Origin of the sequence: Citrobacter arsenatis, from assembly GCF_004353845.1 — a bacterium.
In the GTDB taxonomy this organism is placed as follows: Bacteria; Pseudomonadota; Gammaproteobacteria; order Enterobacterales; family Enterobacteriaceae; genus Citrobacter; species Citrobacter arsenatis.
This window is the reverse complement of record NZ_CP037864.1, coordinates 4,660,100-4,677,355: the sequence shown is the minus strand read 5'-3', so window position 1 is coordinate 4,677,355 and position 17,256 is coordinate 4,660,100. Positions and strand designations below refer to the sequence as shown.

Below are 17,256 nucleotides of genomic sequence, written 5' to 3'. Positions count from 1 at the left end.
TCATTATCCTTGAGTTTCTTACACTACACCTGCACGCAGCAGATCATGCATATGTAACACACCGAGTAACTGGTCGCCATCAGCAACCATTACCGAGGTGATATGGCGGGACTGCATTAAGTTCAGGGCATCAACGGCAAGAATACCCGGACGCACGCGAATGCCTCCTGGGGTCATCACATCGGCAATGCCTAACTGGCGTACATCAACGCCCATATCGAAGACACGACGTAAATCGCCATCGGTGAAGATACCGTCAATCTTCATGGCATCATCGCAAATAACGGTCATACCGAGATTTTTACGCGTGATCTCAAGTAAGGCGTCACGCAGGCTGGCGCTTTTATTCACATGCGGGATTTCATCGCCCGTATGCATAATATCGTTAACGCGCAGTAAAAGCTTACGGCCCAGTGCGCCACCGGGATGAGATAACGCAAAATCTTCCGCAGTAAAGCCACGCGCTTTTAATAATGCCACGGCAAGCGCATCGCCCATTACCAGCGTAGCGGTCGTGCTGCTGGTCGGCGCCAGTCCTAACGGGCAAGCTTCCTTGGGCACTTTAACACACAGATGCACATCTGCCGCACGCGCCATGCTGCTTTCCGGACGACCGGTCATGCAGATAAGTGGTACATGAAGACGTTTTAATACCGGGATCAATGCCGCTATCTCATTGGATTCCCCGGAGTTAGATATGGCGATGACCACATCCTGCGGCGAGACCATCCCCAGATCGCCATGTGCGGCTTCGCCAGGGTGTACAAAAAATGAGGGGGTGCCGGTGCTGGCAAATGTGGCCGCCATTTTCCGCCCGATATGTCCGGATTTCCCCATCCCCATCACCACAACTTTGCCCGGGCAACTGAATATTTTCTCACATGCGAGGGTAAAATTTTGGTTGATGTACTGATCAAGCTCCGCCAGGCCTTCACGTTCAATTGCCAGGACTTCCTTGCCTGCTTGCTGAAAGTCAAAACCCGGTTGCAACTCTAAGTGCGACATAATGCGTTTCCAGTTATTCAACGAGAAGTGGCGATAACCAATACAGCATCGCCAGCCATATGATAAAACCGCCGGTCAGCAGCGCACCCGCGCCGCGACCAATCTGGCGTGGACGTCGCCAGCAGAGTAGTGCAAAAATCACGCTCACCAACAGCATGACACTATAGTCACGGGTGAAAGCCATCGGGTTGACGTCACCCGGCGTAATCAGCGCCGGTAGCCCGAGGACGATAACAATATTAAAAATGTTCGCGCCGATGATGTTACCGACGGCAATATCGTTCTCACCTTTACGCAGACCCGCAATCGCCGTTGCCAGTTCCGGCAGGCTGGTACCAATGGCGACCACCGTCAGCCCGATGGTGAGTTCGCTCATCGCAAAGTAGTTCGCCAGTACGGTTGCGTTATCTACCACCATACGAGTTGCCATTGGCATAATAATGAGCGCAATGCCCAACCACAAAAACGCGACCGGTAACCCGCCTTCGCGCGGCAGCTCCGCTATTTGCTCGCGGGTCAGGCTGTCGTTGCCTTGTCGCTCGGCCAGACGGGCGATTTTAACAATGAATAGCAGCCATAGCACGGCCAGAAGCAGAAGAAAGAATCCATCGCTGCGGCTCAACTGCCCGTCATACAAGACGGATGCGGCTAAAATACTTACCAGCAACATTAGCGGTAATTCGCGACGTAGAACATCAGAATGCACGGTAAAAGGATGAATCAGCGCCGACAGGCCTAAAATAAGCAGAATGTTGGTGATGTTAGAGCCGATGGCGGTACCGACGGCTAAATCGAGTTGTCCATTCATTGATGCGGCAAGGGAGACAATTATCTCGGGTAACGACGTACCGATGCTGACCACGGTCATCCCGATGATAATGGGGGGAATACCGAAGTTTCGACATAAAATGGATGCAGCAAACACCAGACGGTCGGCACCGTAGACCACCAGAAGTAAACCAATTATTAACAGCGCCGTCGCTAAAAGCATCTAAAGTCCTTTCTTCAGGTATACTCGCCGGTCCACTTGAAGGATTTCTGGAAGCCGTAACGAAGTCTTAATTTTGACTTTATGCGGCTAAAAAGTAAAACAAATGCCAGCTTTCGCTAACCAGGACAGGCAATAATCTGTAAATATGTTGGGTTCAGGGCTAAATTGAGCGCCAAACTCTTCGATTAACGAGGCAATAGTAAAGGATGAATCAATGGGGCAGTCTGTGGCGAATCTAGTCGATATGCGTGATGTCAGCTTTTCCCGAGGCGACCGCTGCATCTTTGATAATATTTCCCTGACGGTGCCGCGCGGTAAGGTAACGGCGATCATGGGGCCATCAGGTATCGGCAAAACGACGCTGCTGCGTCTGATTGGCGGACAAATCCCCCCGGATAAGGGCGAGATCCTGTTTGACGGCGAAAACGTCCCGGCCATGTCCCGTTCGCGTTTATTTACCGTGCGTAAGCGCATGAGCATGCTGTTTCAGTCCGGTGCGCTATTTACCGACATGAACGTGTTTGACAACGTTGCATACCCGTTGCGCGAGCATACAACGCTGCCCGCGCCACTGCTGAAAAGCACGGTAATGATGAAGCTCGAGGCCGTGGGCCTGCGGGGCGCGGCAAAATTAATGCCTTCTGAATTATCCGGTGGGATGGCGCGCCGCGCCGCGTTAGCTCGTGCTATCGCGCTGGAGCCAGACCTCATCATGTTTGATGAGCCGTTCGTCGGGCAGGACCCCATCACCATGGGCGTGCTGGTGAAGCTGATTTCAGAACTGAACAGCGCGCTGGGCGTCACCTGCGTGGTTGTTTCCCATGATGTGCCAGAGGTGCTGAGTATTGCGGATTACGCCTATATTATGGCGGACAAAAAAATAGTGGCCTACGGTAGTGCTCAGGCGCTGCAAGAAAATGCCGATCCGCGTGTGCGTCAGTTCCTTGACGGTATCGCCGATGGGCCGGTTCCGTTCCGTTACCCGGCGGGCGACTACCACATCGATTTACTCAAAACAGGGAGTTAAGCCACCCATGTTGTTAAATGCGCTGGCATCACTCGGACATCGGGGAATTAAAACCCTCAGGACGTTCGGGCGAGCCGGATTAATGTTGTTCAATGCGGTTGTCGGCAAACCGGAATTTCGCAAACATGCGCCGCTGCTGATACGCCAGCTCTATAATGTCGGTGTCTTATCGATGCTGATCATTATTGTTTCTGGTGTGTTCATCGGTATGGTGCTGGGGTTGCAGGGATATCTGGTGCTGACGACCTACAGCGCGGAAACCAGCCTCGGCATGCTGGTGGCACTGTCATTGTTACGTGAACTGGGACCAGTTGTTGCGGCGCTGCTGTTCGCCGGGCGGGCCGGATCGGCCTTAACCGCAGAGATTGGTCTGATGCGGGCGACCGAACAGCTTTCCAGCCTGGAAATGATGGCCGTCGATCCACTGCGCCGGGTGATCTCCCCGCGTTTTTGGGCTGGTGTCATTTCTTTGCCGCTGCTGACGATTATATTTGTCGCGGTGGGGATCTGGGGTGGTTCGCTGGTTGGCGTAAGCTGGAAAGGGATTGATGCCGGCTTTTTCTGGTCGGCGATGCAAAATGCCGTCGACTGGCGTCTGGACCTGGTCAACTGTCTGATTAAGAGCGTGGTGTTCGCCATTACGGTCACCTGGATTGCATTGTTCAATGGTTATGATGCGATCCCGACCTCTGCCGGGATTAGCCGGGCAACGACACGCACCGTTGTGCACGCCTCTCTTGCCGTTCTGGGGCTGGATTTTGTGCTGACCGCACTGATGTTTGGGAATTGAGTTCATGCAAACGAAAAAAAATGAAATTTGGGTCGGGTTATTCCTGCTGGTTGCGCTGCTGGCTGCGCTGTTTGTCTGCCTGAAGGCAGCGAACGTTACCTCAATGCGTACTGAGCCGACTTACACGATTTATGCGACCTTCGATAATATCGGCGGCCTGAGAGAGCGCTCTCCGGTGCGGATTGGCGGGGTGGTGGTTGGACGCGTATCGGACATCTCGTTAGATCCGAAAACGTACCTCCCGCGCGTGACGCTGGAAATCGAATCACGTTTTAACCATATTCCGGACACCAGTTCACTGAGCATCCGTACTTCCGGTCTGCTGGGTGAACAGTATCTGGCGCTGAACGTGGGTTTTGAAGATCCTGAGCTGGGAACGTCTATCCTCAAAGATGGCGGTACGATTCAGGACACGAAATCCGCGATGGTGCTGGAAGATATGATTGGTCAGTTCCTTTACAACAGCAACAGTAAAGGTGATGACAATAAGAATTCTGGCGATGCGCCAGCCGCAACTGAAGGCAATAATGAAGCCACTACGCCTGCGGGCGCAACGAATTAATCTCAGGAGAATCGACGTATGTTTAAACGATTGATGATGGTGGCTATGCTGGTGATTGCCCCACTTAGCGCGGCAACCGCAGCCGACCAGACGAACCCGTACAAACTGATGGATGAGGCGGCGCAGAAGACTTTTGACCGTCTGAAGAACGAACAACCAAAAATCCGTTCCAACCCGGATTACCTGCGTCAGGTGGTCGATCAGGAACTGCTGCCTTATGTGCAGGTTAAGTATGCCGGCGCGCTGGTGCTGGGCCGTTACTACAAAGAGGCGACACCGGCTCAGCGTGAGGCCTATTTCGCCGCATTCCGTGAATATCTGAAGCAGGCTTACGGTCAGGCGCTGGCGATGTACCACGGCCAGACCTATCAGATTGCCCCTGAACAGCCGCTGGGTGATGCGACTATCGTGCCTATTCGCGTAACCATCATCGATCCAAACGGTCGCCCTCCGGTACGTCTGGATTTCCAGTGGCGTAAAAATTCTCAGACCGGTAACTGGCAGGCGTATGACATGATTGCCGAAGGCGTAAGTATGATCACCACCAAACAAAATGAGTGGAGCGACCTGCTGCGTACGAAAGGTATCGATGGCTTGACGGCACAGTTGAAATCCATTTCTCAGCAGAAAATTACTCTGGAAGAGAAAAAATAATGACGCAGTCACTCACCTGGACGCGTGATGGCGACAAGCTGGTGCTGGTGGGAGAGCTGGATCAGGACGTGTTAAACCCATTATGGGATGCGCGAGTTGAGGCGATGAAAGGGGTGTCCTGCATCGACCTGAACCAGGTTTCCCGGGTGGATACCGGTGGTCTGGCATTACTGCTGCACTTGATTAATCAGGGTAAGCAGCAGGGGAACAGCGTTTCGCTCGCTGGCGTTAACGATAAAGTTTACACGCTGGCGCAGCTTTACAATTTGCCTGACGACGTTCTCCCACGTTAATTTTTCCAGGCCGGATAAGGTCTTGTACCGCTATCCGGCAACCCCTCGGTGGGGGATCTGCCATTAAAGCCTTGTCTGATTCATCAGCGAGGCTTTTTGCTTATTTATGACAGCGCCACTTTGCTCTAAGATGTTGGGCTGTTTTCACTATCTGACGAATGAAGAGCCCATGGAAAATAATGAAATTCAGAGCGTGCTGATGAATGCACTCTCCCTCCAGGAAGTCCACGTTTCTGGCGACGGCAGTCACTTTCAGGTTATTGCCGTGGGTGAGATGTTTGAAGGCATGAGCCGGGTCAAGAAGCAGCAATCGGTCTATGGCCCGTTGATGGAGTACATTGCGGACAACCGCATTCATGCCGTGTCGATTAAGGCGTTTACCCCGGCGGAATGGGCGCGCGATCGCAAACTTAACGGTTTTTGAGCTACGGGTGATGTGCCGGTAGCGAAGATAAATTTTTAACAGAGAACAGAATAATGGATAAATTTCGTGTTCAGGGGCCAACCAAGCTCCAGGGCGAAGTCACAATTTCAGGTGCTAAAAACGCCGCACTGCCGATCCTGTTTGCGGCGCTGCTGGCTGAAGAACCTGTAGAGATCCAAAACGTCCCGAAACTAAAGGACGTTGACACCTCAATGAAGCTGCTGAGTCAGCTGGGTGCGAAAGTTGAGCGTAATGGTTCCGTGCACATTGATGCCCGTGACGTGAACGTCTTCTGTGCACCGTACGATCTGGTGAAAACCATGCGTGCGTCCATCTGGGCGCTCGGGCCGTTGGTTGCCCGCTTTGGTCAGGGCCAGGTTTCACTGCCGGGCGGCTGCACCATCGGCGCACGTCCGGTAGACCTGCACATTACCGGTCTGGAACAGTTAGGCGCGACGATCAAGCTGGAAGAAGGCTATGTGAAAGCGTCCGTTGATGGCCGTCTGAAAGGCGCGCACATCGTCATGGACAAAGTGAGCGTTGGCGCGACGGTTACTATCATGTGCGCTGCAACGCTTGCCGAAGGTACCACCATTATCGAAAACGCCGCGCGCGAGCCGGAGATCGTGGATACCGCGAACTTCCTGATTGCGCTGGGCGCTAAAATCACGGGCCAGGGTACCGATCGCATTACCATCGAAGGCGTTGAGCGTCTCGGCGGCGGTGTCTATCGCGTCCTGCCAGATCGTATCGAAACCGGTACCTTCCTGGTCGCAGCGGCGATTTCTCGCGGCAAAATTATCTGCCGTAATGCACAGCCGGATACGCTGGATGCCGTTCTGGCGAAGCTGCGTGATGCAGGTGCGGATATCGAAGTCGGTGAAGACTGGATTAGCCTCGACATGCATGGCAAACGTCCGAAAGCGGTCAATGTGCGCACTGCGCCGCACCCGGCATTCCCAACCGATATGCAGGCCCAGTTCACATTGCTGAACCTGGTGGCAGAAGGGACGGGCTTCATCACGGAAACCGTGTTTGAGAACCGCTTTATGCACGTACCTGAGCTGAGCCGTATGGGCGCTCACGCAGAAATCGAAAGCAATACCGTGATTTGCCACGGCGTGGAAACGCTCTCTGGCGCACAGGTTATGGCGACCGATCTGCGCGCATCCGCAAGCCTGGTGCTGGCAGGGTGTATTGCTGAAGGTACGACGGTAGTCGACCGTATTTATCACATCGATCGCGGCTATGAGCGCATTGAAGATAAACTGCGTGCGCTGGGCGCAAACATTGAGCGCGTGAAAGGCGAGTAATCGTCCACGCCTCTTGTAACCCCCCGTTCTGTTCTGTGGACCGGGGGTTACAGCTTAGTATTCATTCAGGATTCTTTTTTTCTCTACGTCCCCTCATCATCCGCGTTCTGTCGATGAACTCATGTGTTTTGGCATCGTGATAGCGTGACGGCCAAATCACCCATGGGTCGGTGCCCAGCGCATGGGCAATAATCAACTCACCTTTTGGCCACGGGCGGGTCAAGGCATTGGCAAGCGTTGATGAACTTAACCCATTCCTACGTGACTCTGCGGCCATTGAAGTTCCTTTCTTGCGCAGCCCGGCGATGATGTCGGCCGGATGCCAGTCAATCAGCTTGCTTTCCATAAATTCATCTCTCCTTTGGTTAACGACTTACGTTTCCACGATCGGTTGTGTCGACACTATAACTCCCGGAGAATGAATGTTCTAAAATGTTCATGTAAAGTGTGAGTATATTCAGAATATGCCAAGGTTTTGTTTTGCTTACAGGAAAATGGAGGGGTGTTATTGGAGCTTATAAGAGCATCCCGTGCAGAGCACGGGATGGGAGAGGATGCTGGAGGGAATTAACGGTCGCGCTGTACGGCGATATGCGCCAGACCAATCAGTGCTTCTCGCCATGGCGTATCAGGCAGCACCTGCAGCGCAGCGATGGCCTTATCAGCCTCTTCTTCTGCACGCTGGCGAGTCCACTCCAGGGAACCACAGGCGTTCATTGCATCCAGAACCGGCTCCAGAAGGTGACGACCATTACCTTGCTCAATGGCCTGGCGGATCATTTGCGCTTGTTCTGGAGTGCCGTGGCGCATCGCATGCAGCAGCGGTAGCGTTGGTTTACCTTCGTTGAGGTCATCGCCGACGTTTTTACCCAGTTGCTCGCCATCTGCGCTGTAATCCAGCAAATCGTCAATTAACTGGAAAGCGGTACCGAGATAACGGCCATAATCCTGCAGCCCTTTCTCTTGCTCTTCGCTGCAACCGGCCAGAATGCCAGAACATTGGGCTGCCGCTTCAAACAAACGCGCGGTCTTACTGTAGATGACGCGCATATAGTTTTCTTCGGTGATGTCCGGGTCGTTGACGTTCATCAACTGCAAGACTTCACCTTCGGCGATGACGTTGACCGCTTTCGACATGACTTCCAGCACTTTCAGCGAACCGAGGCTGGTCATCATCTGAAAAGCGCGGGTATAGATAAAATCGCCGACCAGCACGCTGGCCGCATTGCCAAAGGCCGCATTCGCCGTAGCTTTCCCGCGGCGCATGTCGGACTCATCCACAACATCGTCGTGCAACAGGGTCGCGGTGTGGATAAACTCGATGAGGGCCGCAATCGTAACGTGCGCATTTTCCTGGTAGCCGACGGCACGTGCTGCAAGTACGGCGATCATTGGGCGAATGCGTTTTCCGCCGCCGCTAACGATGTAGTACCCCAGTTGATTGATCAACTGGACGTCGGAATTGAGCTGTTCAAGGATTGTCGCATTGACCCCCGCCATATCTTGCGCGGTTAACTCATTGATTTTTTCTAAATTCATCGCAAAAGCCGGGCTTCTCGCCCCGATTACCTTACTGTATGAGAAGGTAACGTCGGGTTTAGGGTTATAAATATATGCTGATTGTACTGAAAAAACGCCGTAGATAAACGTTACCGTACGTGTTGTGTTTTTTTTCTTCATGTATTGACGGTAGCACTTGTCAAAGGCTCGCGTTTTGCGTAATATTCGCGCCCTATTGTGAATATTTATAGCGCACTCTGAATCATCAAAAAGGTGTGCGCGGAAGCGGAGTTTTTTATGTACGCGGTTTTCCAAAGTGGTGGTAAACAACACCGAGTAAGCGAAGGTCAGACCGTTCGCCTGGAAAAGCTGGACATCGCAACTGGCGAATCTGTTGAATTCGCTGAAGTTCTGATGATCGCAAACGGTGAAGAAGTCAAAATCGGCGTTCCTTTCGTTGATGGCGGCGTTATCAAAGCTGAAGTTGTTGCTCACGGTCGTGGCGAGAAAGTTAAAATTGTTAAGTTTCGTCGTCGTAAACACTACCGTAAGCAGCAGGGCCATCGTCAGTGGTTCACTGATGTGAAAATCACTGGCATCAGCGCTTAAGTTAAGGGGAGCAGATTAAATGGCACATAAAAAGGCTGGCGGCTCGACTCGTAACGGTCGCGATTCAGAAGCTAAACGTCTGGGCGTAAAACGCTTCGGCGGTGAAACAGTTCTGGCTGGTAGCATCATCGTTCGTCAACGTGGTACTAAATTCCACGCTGGCTCCAACGTTGGTTGCGGCAAAGACCACACTCTGTTTGCTAAAGCAGACGGTAAAGTGAAATTTGAAGTGAAAGGCCCGAAAAACCGTAAATTCATCAGCATCGTTGCTGAATAAGTTTTTCGCGTCCCGGTAACGGATAAAAGCCCCGCAACACGTTGCGGGGCTTTTTACATTCGACGGCCGGTAAATACGCTCGTCGCGCCGTGACAACCCGGAAACGAGCTCTTGCAGGGAATACGGCATGAAGCAGCAGGCAGGCATTGGCATTCTGTTAGCACTCACAACCGCAGTGTGTTGGGGCGCTTTGCCAATAGCAATGAAGCAAGTGCTGGAGGTGATGGAGCCTCCTACCGTGGTGTTCTACCGTTTTTTAATGGCAAGCATTGGCCTTGGCGCTATTCTTGCGGTTAAAAAGAAGCTCCCTCCGTTGCGTATTTTTCGCAAAGCGCGTTGGCTGATACTGCTGGCTATCGCGACCGGTGGGCTGTTCGGTAACTTCATTCTGTTTAGTTCATCCTTGCAATATTTAAGCCCAACGGCTTCGCAGGTTATCGGGCAGCTGTCACCGGTTGGTATGATGGTCGCCAGCGTCTTTATCCTGAAAGAAAAGATGCGCGGCACGCAGGTGATTGGCGCCATTATGCTTCTGAGCGGCCTGGTTCTGTTTTTTAATACCAGTCTGATCGAAATTTTTACCCGACTCACCGATTACACATGGGGCGTTATCTTTGGTGTCGGTGCGGCGATGGTCTGGGTGAGCTATGGAGTCGCGCAAAAGGTGTTATTGCGCCGCCTGGCGTCACCGCAGATCCTGTTTTTACTGTACACTTTATGTACGATTGCGTTGTTGCCGCTGGCTAAACCCGGTGTCATCACGCAGCTCAGCGATTGGCAGCTGGCATGCCTGGTATTCTGTGGCCTGAATACGCTGGTAGGATACGGCGCTCTCGCGGAAGCGATGGCGCGTTGGCAGGCGGCGCAGGTGAGCGCCATTATCACGCTCACTCCGCTGTTTACGTTGTTATTTTCAGATTTATTATCACTGGCCTGGCCCGATTTCTTCGCCAGACCGATGCTAAACCTATTAGGTTATCTCGGTGCGTTTATCGTGGTTGCGGGCGCGATGTATTCCGCCATTGGTCATCGAATTTGGGGCGGTTTACGTAAGCATGAAACGGTGGTTTCGCAACCCCGCTCAGGCGAATGATTTACGGAGAGTAAAATGAAGTTTGTTGATGAAGCATCGATTCTGGTCGTTGCAGGTGATGGCGGTAATGGTTGCGTCAGCTTCCGCCGCGAAAAGTACATCCCAAAAGGCGGTCCGGACGGTGGTGACGGCGGTGACGGCGGTGACGTTTGGCTGGAGGCCGACGAAAACCTGAACACACTGATCGATTACCGTTTTGAAAAATCATTCCGTGCGGAACGTGGCCAGAATGGCGCGAGCCGTGACTGCACCGGTAAGCGTGGTAAAGACGTCACGATTAAAGTACCTGTCGGTACGCGTGTTATCGATCAGGGCACGGGCGAAACCATGGGCGACATGACCAAGCACGGTCAGCGTCTGATGGTCGCTAAAGGCGGCTGGCACGGTCTGGGTAACACCCGTTTCAAATCCTCGGTCAACCGTACTCCGCGTCAGAAAACGATGGGTACGCCGGGCGATAAGCGCGATCTGATGCTGGAGCTGATGCTGCTGGCGGACGTGGGTATGCTGGGCATGCCAAACGCCGGTAAATCGACGTTCATTCGTGCGGTATCCGCGGCGAAGCCGAAAGTGGCTGATTATCCGTTCACCACCCTGGTACCAAGCCTGGGCGTGGTGCGTATGGATAACGAAAAGAGCTTTGTGGTTGCCGACATTCCGGGGCTGATTGAAGGCGCGGCTGAAGGCGCAGGCCTGGGTATCCGCTTCCTGAAACACCTGGAACGTTGCCGCGTGCTGCTGCACCTCATCGATATCGATCCGATTGACGGTTCCGATCCGGTAGAAAACGCCCGTATCATTATTGGCGAACTGGAAAAATACAGTCAGGATCTGGCATCTAAACCGCGCTGGTTAGTGTTCAACAAAATTGATTTGCTGGACAAGGCTGAAGCAGAAGAAAAAGCGAAAGCGATCGCCGAAGCGCTGGGTTGGGAAGGTAAATATTACCTGATTTCCGCCGCCAGTCAGCTGGGCGTGAAAGATCTCTGCTGGGATGTGATGACCTTTATCATCGAGAACCCGATTGTTCAGGCTGAAGAAGCGAAACAGCCTGAGAAAGTTGAGTTCATGTGGGATGATTATCACCGCCAGCAGCTCGCTGAAGTCGAAGACGAAGCAGAAGATGACTGGGATGACGATTGGGACGAAGACGACGAAGAAGGCGTTGAGTTCATCTACAAGCGTTAATTCTTTTTGGCAATGGCCCGGTGGCGCTCGCGCTTACCGGGCCTACGCGCTTTAGTAGGCCGGATAAGACGCATCAGCGTCGCCATCCGGCTTCAACCGCCATCCGGCAACACACCCCGCTAGTTGTTCTGATAAATATCTTTGTACAACCGACTCTCGAAGCGTACCAATGGAATACGGCGATTACGCTGGTCTGCAGGTTCTACCGCATAACCAGACAGATACTGCACAAATGCCATGCGCTGACCGCTTGCCGTGGTGATGAAGCCTGCGAGGTTATAAACCCCCTGCAGCGAGCCTGTCTTCGCCGATACTTTGCCATCCACGCCTGCCTGATGTAGACCGGCACGGTATTGCAGGGAGCCGTCATGGCCCGCCAGCGGCAGCATGGAGATAAAGTTCAGCTCATTATCGTGTTGAGCGATATATTGCAGCACCTGCATCATGGTCGCCGGGGCAATCAGGTTATGGCGGGAGAGGCCAGAACCGTCGGCAATAATCGTGTTACCAATATCAACCCCCGCTTGCTGACGCAAAATCTGGCGTACGGCATCAGAACCCGCCCGCCAGGTGCCTGGCACGTTAAATCGTGCATGACCAATCATGCGGAACACGGTATCGGCAATCATGTTGTCCGATTTTTTCAGCATAATCTTAAGCAGGTCATGCAGCGGTGCCGACTGCTTACTGGCGACTATGGTTCCCGGTTCGTTGACCAGCGTCTGGCGCAGGAGAGTGCCGCTGTAAGTTATACCTGCTTGTTTTAGCTCATCTTTGATTATCGCCCCGGCATAACTGGCGCCGTCCTGAATAGCAAATGCCAGCGGCAGCGGATCGGCGCGCTGGGGGAGACATCCGGTCAACGTATAGCGGTTGAGATCGCCAGGAACCACGTCCAGTTCACAATATTGCGCTTCGGCAGAGCCACGAGCGAGAGTTCGTACCTGGCTGAACATGGTGACCGGGTAGTAAGATGCCACGCGGATAAAGGCGAGATCGTTGGGTTTTTGCGCGCTGTAAAGCGAAACCGAGAAACAGTTACGATCGACAATGGCCGCTGCGGGCGGTGCGCTAAAACACTGCGTCATGTCGTTCCAGGGCCAACCGGGCGCTTTATCATGGCTGGCAAAAATAGAGGTGTCGATCAGGACATTTCCGGCAATTTGCGTCACACCTGATTTTTTCAGGGTTGCCACCATATTGCGAATATCCTGGCGTTTTAGCGTCGGATCGCCGCCAAATCGCGCCACTAAGTCACCTTTCAATACACCGCCTTCCACGTTGCCTTTGGTCTCAAGCGTGGTGGTAAAACGAAAGTCAGGCCCGAGCTGAATCAATGCCGCCAGCGCGGTGATCACTTTCTGGGTACTGGCGGGCAGTGCCATCTGCTGGCTATGAAAATCAATAGCGGGTGCAGGTGCGCCAACCTTCTGTACCATAAGGGCGAGGTTGGCCCCGGCAGGGAGCTGATTGATATACTCGTCGACGTTCGCAGCCTGAACGCTGAACGCTATACTGGCAGTCAATCCGATGGTAAATCTGGAAAATCGCATAATCTCGCGCTAACAACCTGGAAACAGGCCGTCATACTACGGCGCAACGCCCCAAAAAGTAAACGATGACCCATAGGGAACTCCAGGGTAAAATGATCATCAAATAGAGAATTGTAGCTGACCTGGGGTCCTGAGCCCCGGGTCGGTATTTTTTTGCTTCTGACTCTGGCATGGCGTATGCCAGAGTGGGCTTAGCAGCCGGGGTGAGAGCAACCACCCCCTACAGGAATGTTCAAGAGGTATAACAAATGCAAGCTATCCCGATGACCTTACGTGGTGCTGAAAAACTGCGCGAAGAGCTGGATTTTCTGAAATCTGTGCGCCGTCCTGAAATCATTGCCGCTATCGCCGATGCGCGCGAGCATGGTGACCTGAAAGAAAATGCGGAATACCACGCGGCGCGCGAACAGCAGGGTTTCTGCGAAGGACGCATTAAAGATATCGAAGCTAAACTGTCCAACGCACAGGTTATCGACGTCACTAAAATGCCGAACAATGGTCGTGTAGTTTTCGGCGCGACGGTTACCGTGCTGAACCTCGATAACGACGAAGAACAGACCTGGCGTATTGTTGGCGATGATGAAGCCGATTTTAAACAGAACCTGATTTCGGTGAACTCGCCTATTGCTCGTGGCCTGATCGGTAAAGAGCAGGATGACGTGGTGGTGATTAAAACGCCGGGCGGTGAAGTGGAATATGAAGTAACGAAGGTAGAATACCTGTAATTCGCATCTTGGTTAAGATGTTGATACATTGTAAAGAAAGGAAAAAGGCCGCATAGCGGCCTTTTATCAACGAAGAGAGCGTGGCATTTTGCTCTCCTGCTAGCGGAAAACCCCGCGTTTTACACAAACTTCGTGTGCAACTTTGGGATATTCTTAGCGTGGCAGCGAGATTTTACGTTCTTTAGTCGGGCGATACAGTACCAGCGTTTTGCCGATGACCTGTACATTACAGGCGCCGGTTTCGCGTACGATAGCTTCCACGATCAAGGTTTTAGTATCGCGATCTTCCGAGGCGATTTTCACCTTGATAAGTTCATGGTGCTCTAACGCTTGTTCAATCTCGGCCAGTACCCCTTCGGTCAAACCATTATTGCCAAGCATAACTACAGGCTTGAGCGGATGTGCCAGACCTTTCAGGTGCTGTTTTTGTTTAGTACTCAGATTCATCGTATATTTTTGCTTACGTTGGGATTGAAAACGGGTCATTCTACCGCCATCTCCCATATATCACCAAATAGCTGTGTAGAAATTTACACCATTGGTTACGATGAACTGCCCTTTGGGAATGTGAAATGACAGGTAAAAAGCGTTCTGCCAGCTCGAGTCGCTGGCTTCAGGAACACTTTAGCGATAAATATGTTCAACAGGCGCAGAAAAAGGGGTTACGTTCCCGTGCCTGGTTTAAACTTGATGAAATACAGCAAAGTGACAAAATTTTTAAACCGGGGATGACGATTGTTGATCTCGGTGCTGCCCCCGGTGGTTGGTCGCAATATGCGGTTACGCAGATCGGCAACACTGGCCGCATTATCGCTTGCGATCTTTTACCTATGGATCCAATCGTTGGTGTGGACTTCCTTCAGGGCGACTTTCGTGATGAATTAGTCCTGAAAGCGTTACTTGAGCGCGTAGGTGACAGTAAAGTACAAGTTGTCATGTCTGATATGGCGCCAAATATGTGTGGAACACCGGCGGTGGATATTCCCCGGGCCATGTATCTGGTAGAGCTGGCGCTTGGAATGGCTCGTGATGTATTAGCGCCAGGTGGTAGTTTTGTAGTGAAGGTGTTCCAGGGCGAAGGCTTCGATGAGTATCTAAGAGAGATTCGCTCCCTGTTTACGAAGGTCAAAGTTCGTAAGCCGGACTCTTCTCGCGCCCGTTCGCGTGAAGTGTATATTGTAGCGACCGGGCGTAAACCATAACCGGAAGATTTCAAACGAAAGTTTGAAAGAAACTGGATATAGAGTATCCTGACGCTGTTTTTAACACAGTTGTAATATGAGGTTAATCCCTTGAGTGACATGGCGAAAAACCTAATTCTCTGGCTGGTCATTGCCGTTGTGCTGATGTCAGTATTCCAGAGCTTTGGGCCCAGCGAGTCTAATGGCCGTAAGGTTGATTACTCTACCTTCCTGCAAGAGGTCAATCAGGACCAGGTTCGTGAAGCGAAGATCAACGGACGTGAGATTAACGTTACCAAGAAAGATAGTAACCGTTACACGACCTACATCCCGGTTAACGATCCGAAGCTGCTTGATAACCTGCTGACCAAAAACGTCAAGGTTGTTGGCGAGCCGCCTGAAGAGCCGAGCCTGCTGGCTTCTATCTTCATTTCCTGGTTCCCAATGCTGCTGCTGATTGGTGTCTGGATCTTCTTCATGCGTCAAATGCAGGGCGGTGGTGGCAAAGGTGCCATGTCGTTCGGTAAGAGCAAAGCACGCATGTTGACGGAAGATCAGATCAAAACCACTTTTGCTGACGTTGCCGGTTGCGACGAAGCAAAAGAAGAAGTTGCTGAACTGGTTGAGTATCTGCGCGAACCGAGCCGTTTCCAGAAGCTGGGCGGTAAAATCCCGAAAGGCGTCCTGATGGTCGGTCCTCCGGGTACCGGTAAAACCCTGCTGGCAAAAGCTATTGCAGGTGAAGCGAAGGTTCCTTTCTTCACAATTTCCGGTTCTGATTTCGTGGAAATGTTTGTGGGTGTCGGTGCATCTCGTGTGCGTGACATGTTCGAACAAGCCAAGAAAGCGGCACCGTGCATCATCTTTATCGATGAAATCGACGCCGTAGGTCGCCAACGTGGCGCTGGTCTGGGCGGTGGTCACGATGAACGTGAGCAAACGCTGAACCAGATGCTGGTTGAGATGGATGGCTTCGAAGGTAACGAAGGTATCATCGTTATCGCCGCAACTAACCGCCCGGACGTTCTTGACCCTGCGCTGCTGCGTCCAGGTCGTTTTGACCGTCAGGTTGTGGTTGGTCTACCGGACGTTCGTGGTCGTGAACAGATCCTGAAAGTGCATATGCGTCGCGTACCGCTGTCTCCGGATATCGATGCGGCAATCATTGCACGTGGTACGCCAGGCTTCTCCGGTGCGGATCTCGCGAACCTGGTCAACGAAGCGGCGCTGTTTGCTGCTCGTGGTAACAAGCGCGTTGTATCGATGGTTGAGTTCGAGAAAGCGAAAGACAAAATCATGATGGGTGCGGAACGTCGCTCCATGGTGATGACTGAAGCGCAGAAAGAATCTACCGCGTATCACGAAGCAGGCCACGCAATTATCGGCCGCCTGGTACCGGAACACGATCCGGTGCATAAAGTGACGATTATCCCACGCGGTCGTGCGCTGGGTGTGACCTTCTTCCTGCCTGAAGGCGACGCAATCAGCGCCAGCCGTCAGAAACTGGAAAGTCAGATCTCTACGCTGTACGGCGGTCGTCTGGCAGAAGAGATCATCTACGGTGCTGAACATGTTTCTACCGGTGCGTCGAACGACATTAAAGTCGCGACTAACCTGGCGCGTAACATGGTTACTCAGTGGGGCTTCTCCGACAAACTCGGTCCGTTGCTGTACGCTGAAGAAGAAGGCGAAGTGTTCCTGGGACGTTCTGTAGCGAAAGCTAAACATATGTCCGATGAAACGGCTCGCATTATCGATCAGGAAGTTAAGCTGCTGATTGAGCGTAACTATGATCGTGCACGTCGCCTGTTGAACGATAACATGGACATTCTGCACTCGATGAAAGATGCGCTCATGAAATATGAGACCATCGATGCGCCGCAGATTGACGATCTGATGGCTCGCCGCGACGTGCGTCCGCCAGCGGGTTGGGAAGAACCGGGTTCTTCTAACAACAACTCTGGCAGCACCGGCAAGCCGAGCGCGCCGCGCCCGGTAGATGAACCGCGTGCGCCGGACTCTGGCACCATGTCAGAGCAACTGGGCGACAAATAAGTTATCGTTGATGATG

Annotated in this window: 20 protein-coding genes; 14 read left to right on the top strand and 6 right to left on the bottom strand. The window is 52.6% G+C overall.

Annotated features, from left to right (window positions below):
• Positions 1-18: 18 nt before the first annotated feature.
• Together kdsD and E1B03_RS23490 are read right to left on the bottom strand one after the other, a co-directional pair.
• A complete protein-coding gene (gene kdsD / locus E1B03_RS23495; protein ID WP_038634261.1) occupies positions 19-1,005 on the bottom strand; it encodes an arabinose-5-phosphate isomerase KdsD in 987 nt (328 codons plus the stop codon).
• A 13-nt stretch (positions 1,006-1,018) separates the two neighbouring features.
• Positions 1,019-1,996 carry a calcium/sodium antiporter gene (locus E1B03_RS23490; RefSeq protein WP_103769886.1) on the bottom strand — a complete coding sequence of 326 codons (978 nt, stop codon included), beginning with the start codon at positions 1,994-1,996 and terminating at the stop codon, positions 1,019-1,021.
• 214 nt (positions 1,997-2,210) lie between these two features.
• Here E1B03_RS23490 and mlaF point away from each other — a divergent pair, with 214 nt between their 5' ends.
• From mlaF to murA, 7 genes are all read left to right on the top strand, one after another.
• Positions 2,211-3,023, top strand: a complete 813-nt coding sequence (gene mlaF, locus E1B03_RS23485) for a phospholipid ABC transporter ATP-binding protein MlaF (protein ID WP_003828749.1) — start codon at positions 2,211-2,213, stop codon at positions 3,021-3,023.
• Between the two features lie 7 nt (positions 3,024-3,030).
• Positions 3,031-3,813, top strand: coding sequence for a lipid asymmetry maintenance ABC transporter permease subunit MlaE (gene mlaE, locus E1B03_RS23480; RefSeq protein WP_003025053.1), 783 nt, complete (start codon positions 3,031-3,033; stop codon positions 3,811-3,813).
• A 4-nt stretch (positions 3,814-3,817) separates the two neighbouring features.
• The gene (mlaD, locus tag E1B03_RS23475; protein ID WP_103769941.1) at positions 3,818-4,375 is read left to right on the top strand and encodes an outer membrane lipid asymmetry maintenance protein MlaD; all 558 of its coding nucleotides are present in this window, start codon (positions 3,818-3,820) and stop codon (positions 4,373-4,375) included.
• An 18-nt stretch (positions 4,376-4,393) separates the two neighbouring features.
• Complete coding sequence (mlaC, locus tag E1B03_RS23470; RefSeq protein WP_133087026.1) at positions 4,394-5,029, top strand: phospholipid-binding protein MlaC; 636 nt, start codon at positions 4,394-4,396, stop codon at positions 5,027-5,029.
• Positions 5,029-5,322, top strand: coding sequence for a lipid asymmetry maintenance protein MlaB (gene mlaB, locus E1B03_RS23465; RefSeq protein ID WP_103769884.1), 294 nt, complete (start codon positions 5,029-5,031; stop codon positions 5,320-5,322). The genes mlaC and mlaB overlap by 1 nt, the downstream gene beginning before the upstream one ends.
• A 169-nt stretch (positions 5,323-5,491) precedes the next feature.
• Positions 5,492-5,746 carry a BolA family iron metabolism protein IbaG gene (gene ibaG / locus E1B03_RS23460; protein WP_003025040.1) on the top strand — a complete coding sequence of 85 codons (255 nt, stop codon included), beginning with the start codon at positions 5,492-5,494 and terminating at the stop codon, positions 5,744-5,746.
• 53 nt (positions 5,747-5,799) lie between these two features.
• On the top strand, positions 5,800-7,059 hold the full coding sequence (gene murA / locus E1B03_RS23455; protein WP_087052964.1) for a UDP-N-acetylglucosamine 1-carboxyvinyltransferase: 1,260 nt from the start codon (positions 5,800-5,802) through the stop codon (positions 7,057-7,059).
• 61 nt (positions 7,060-7,120) lie between these two features.
• On the opposite strand, the gene sfsB is transcribed toward murA, so the two are convergent.
• Together sfsB and ispB are read right to left on the bottom strand one after the other, a co-directional pair.
• Positions 7,121-7,405 carry a DNA-binding transcriptional regulator SfsB gene (gene sfsB / locus E1B03_RS23450; RefSeq protein WP_103769883.1) on the bottom strand — a complete coding sequence of 95 codons (285 nt, stop codon included), beginning with the start codon at positions 7,403-7,405 and terminating at the stop codon, positions 7,121-7,123.
• 221 nt (positions 7,406-7,626) lie between these two features.
• Complete coding sequence (gene ispB / locus E1B03_RS23445; RefSeq protein WP_103769882.1) at positions 7,627-8,598, bottom strand: octaprenyl diphosphate synthase; 972 nt, start codon at positions 8,596-8,598, stop codon at positions 7,627-7,629.
• A gap of 258 nt (positions 8,599-8,856) precedes the next feature.
• Here ispB and rplU point away from each other — a divergent pair, with 258 nt between their 5' ends.
• From rplU to cgtA, 4 genes are all read left to right on the top strand, one after another.
• On the top strand, positions 8,857-9,168 hold the full coding sequence (gene rplU / locus E1B03_RS23440) for a 50S ribosomal protein L21 (RefSeq protein WP_003025032.1): 312 nt from the start codon (positions 8,857-8,859) through the stop codon (positions 9,166-9,168).
• A gap of 19 nt (positions 9,169-9,187) precedes the next feature.
• A complete protein-coding gene (gene rpmA / locus E1B03_RS23435; RefSeq protein WP_003025030.1) occupies positions 9,188-9,445 on the top strand; it encodes a 50S ribosomal protein L27 in 258 nt (85 codons plus the stop codon).
• A gap of 127 nt (positions 9,446-9,572) precedes the next feature.
• Positions 9,573-10,538 carry a DMT family transporter gene (locus E1B03_RS23430; protein WP_103769881.1) on the top strand — a complete coding sequence of 322 codons (966 nt, stop codon included), beginning with the start codon at positions 9,573-9,575 and terminating at the stop codon, positions 10,536-10,538.
• Positions 10,539-10,553: 15 nt separating this feature from the next.
• Positions 10,554-11,726 (top strand): Obg family GTPase CgtA, encoded by a 1,173-nt coding sequence (gene cgtA, locus E1B03_RS23425; RefSeq protein WP_016154676.1) that lies wholly within the window; start codon positions 10,554-10,556, stop codon positions 11,724-11,726.
• 119 nt (positions 11,727-11,845) lie between these two features.
• Here cgtA and dacB read toward each other — a convergent pair whose 3' ends face one another.
• Positions 11,846-13,279 (bottom strand): serine-type D-Ala-D-Ala carboxypeptidase, encoded by a 1,434-nt coding sequence (gene dacB / locus E1B03_RS23420; protein WP_133087025.1) that lies wholly within the window; start codon positions 13,277-13,279, stop codon positions 11,846-11,848.
• 248 nt (positions 13,280-13,527) lie between these two features.
• Here dacB and greA point away from each other — a divergent pair, with 248 nt between their 5' ends.
• A complete protein-coding gene (gene greA / locus E1B03_RS23410) occupies positions 13,528-14,004 on the top strand; it encodes a transcription elongation factor GreA (RefSeq protein WP_016154674.1) in 477 nt (158 codons plus the stop codon).
• A gap of 153 nt (positions 14,005-14,157) precedes the next feature.
• On the opposite strand, the gene yhbY is transcribed toward greA, so the two are convergent.
• Positions 14,158-14,451 (bottom strand): ribosome assembly RNA-binding protein YhbY, encoded by a 294-nt coding sequence (gene yhbY / locus E1B03_RS23400; protein ID WP_003025016.1) that lies wholly within the window; start codon positions 14,449-14,451, stop codon positions 14,158-14,160.
• Positions 14,452-14,576: 125 nt separating this feature from the next.
• On the opposite strand from yhbY, the gene rlmE reads away from it, so the two are divergent.
• Both rlmE and ftsH read left to right on the top strand, forming a co-directional pair.
• A complete protein-coding gene (rlmE, locus tag E1B03_RS23395) occupies positions 14,577-15,206 on the top strand; it encodes a 23S rRNA (uridine(2552)-2'-O)-methyltransferase RlmE (protein WP_003025015.1) in 630 nt (209 codons plus the stop codon).
• A 99-nt stretch (positions 15,207-15,305) separates the two neighbouring features.
• Positions 15,306-17,240, top strand: a complete 1,935-nt coding sequence (gene ftsH / locus E1B03_RS23390) for an ATP-dependent zinc metalloprotease FtsH (RefSeq protein ID WP_103769878.1) — start codon at positions 15,306-15,308, stop codon at positions 17,238-17,240.
• The last annotated feature ends 16 nt before the right edge of the window (positions 17,241-17,256 follow it).

Bases quoted from the DNA above. Each gene is read 5' to 3' on its own strand.
- kdsD (WP_038634261.1), bottom strand. From the start codon at position 1,005: ATGTCGCACTTAGAGTTGCAACCGGGTTTTGACTTTCAGCAAGCAGGC.
- E1B03_RS23490 (WP_103769886.1), bottom strand. From the start codon at position 1,996: ATGCTTTTAGCGACGGCGCTGTTAATAATTGGTTTACTTCTGGTGGTC.
- mlaF (WP_003828749.1), top strand. From the start codon at position 2,211: ATGGGGCAGTCTGTGGCGAATCTAGTCGATATGCGTGATGTCAGCTTT.
- mlaE (WP_003025053.1), top strand. From the start codon at position 3,031: ATGTTGTTAAATGCGCTGGCATCACTCGGACATCGGGGAATTAAAACC.
- mlaD (WP_103769941.1), top strand. From the start codon at position 3,818: ATGCAAACGAAAAAAAATGAAATTTGGGTCGGGTTATTCCTGCTGGTT.
- mlaC (WP_133087026.1), top strand. From the start codon at position 4,394: ATGTTTAAACGATTGATGATGGTGGCTATGCTGGTGATTGCCCCACTT.
- mlaB (WP_103769884.1), top strand. From the start codon at position 5,029: ATGACGCAGTCACTCACCTGGACGCGTGATGGCGACAAGCTGGTGCTG.
- ibaG (WP_003025040.1), top strand. From the start codon at position 5,492: ATGGAAAATAATGAAATTCAGAGCGTGCTGATGAATGCACTCTCCCTC.
- murA (WP_087052964.1), top strand. From the start codon at position 5,800: ATGGATAAATTTCGTGTTCAGGGGCCAACCAAGCTCCAGGGCGAAGTC.
- sfsB (WP_103769883.1), bottom strand. From the start codon at position 7,405: ATGGAAAGCAAGCTGATTGACTGGCATCCGGCCGACATCATCGCCGGG.
- ispB (WP_103769882.1), bottom strand. From the start codon at position 8,598: ATGAATTTAGAAAAAATCAATGAGTTAACCGCGCAAGATATGGCGGGG.
- rplU (WP_003025032.1), top strand. From the start codon at position 8,857: ATGTACGCGGTTTTCCAAAGTGGTGGTAAACAACACCGAGTAAGCGAA.
- rpmA (WP_003025030.1), top strand. From the start codon at position 9,188: ATGGCACATAAAAAGGCTGGCGGCTCGACTCGTAACGGTCGCGATTCA.
- E1B03_RS23430 (WP_103769881.1), top strand. From the start codon at position 9,573: ATGAAGCAGCAGGCAGGCATTGGCATTCTGTTAGCACTCACAACCGCA.
- cgtA (WP_016154676.1), top strand. From the start codon at position 10,554: ATGAAGTTTGTTGATGAAGCATCGATTCTGGTCGTTGCAGGTGATGGC.
- dacB (WP_133087025.1), bottom strand. From the start codon at position 13,279: ATGCGATTTTCCAGATTTACCATCGGATTGACTGCCAGTATAGCGTTC.
- greA (WP_016154674.1), top strand. From the start codon at position 13,528: ATGCAAGCTATCCCGATGACCTTACGTGGTGCTGAAAAACTGCGCGAA.
- yhbY (WP_003025016.1), bottom strand. From the start codon at position 14,451: ATGAATCTGAGTACTAAACAAAAACAGCACCTGAAAGGTCTGGCACAT.
- rlmE (WP_003025015.1), top strand. From the start codon at position 14,577: ATGACAGGTAAAAAGCGTTCTGCCAGCTCGAGTCGCTGGCTTCAGGAA.
- ftsH (WP_103769878.1), top strand. From the start codon at position 15,306: ATGGCGAAAAACCTAATTCTCTGGCTGGTCATTGCCGTTGTGCTGATG.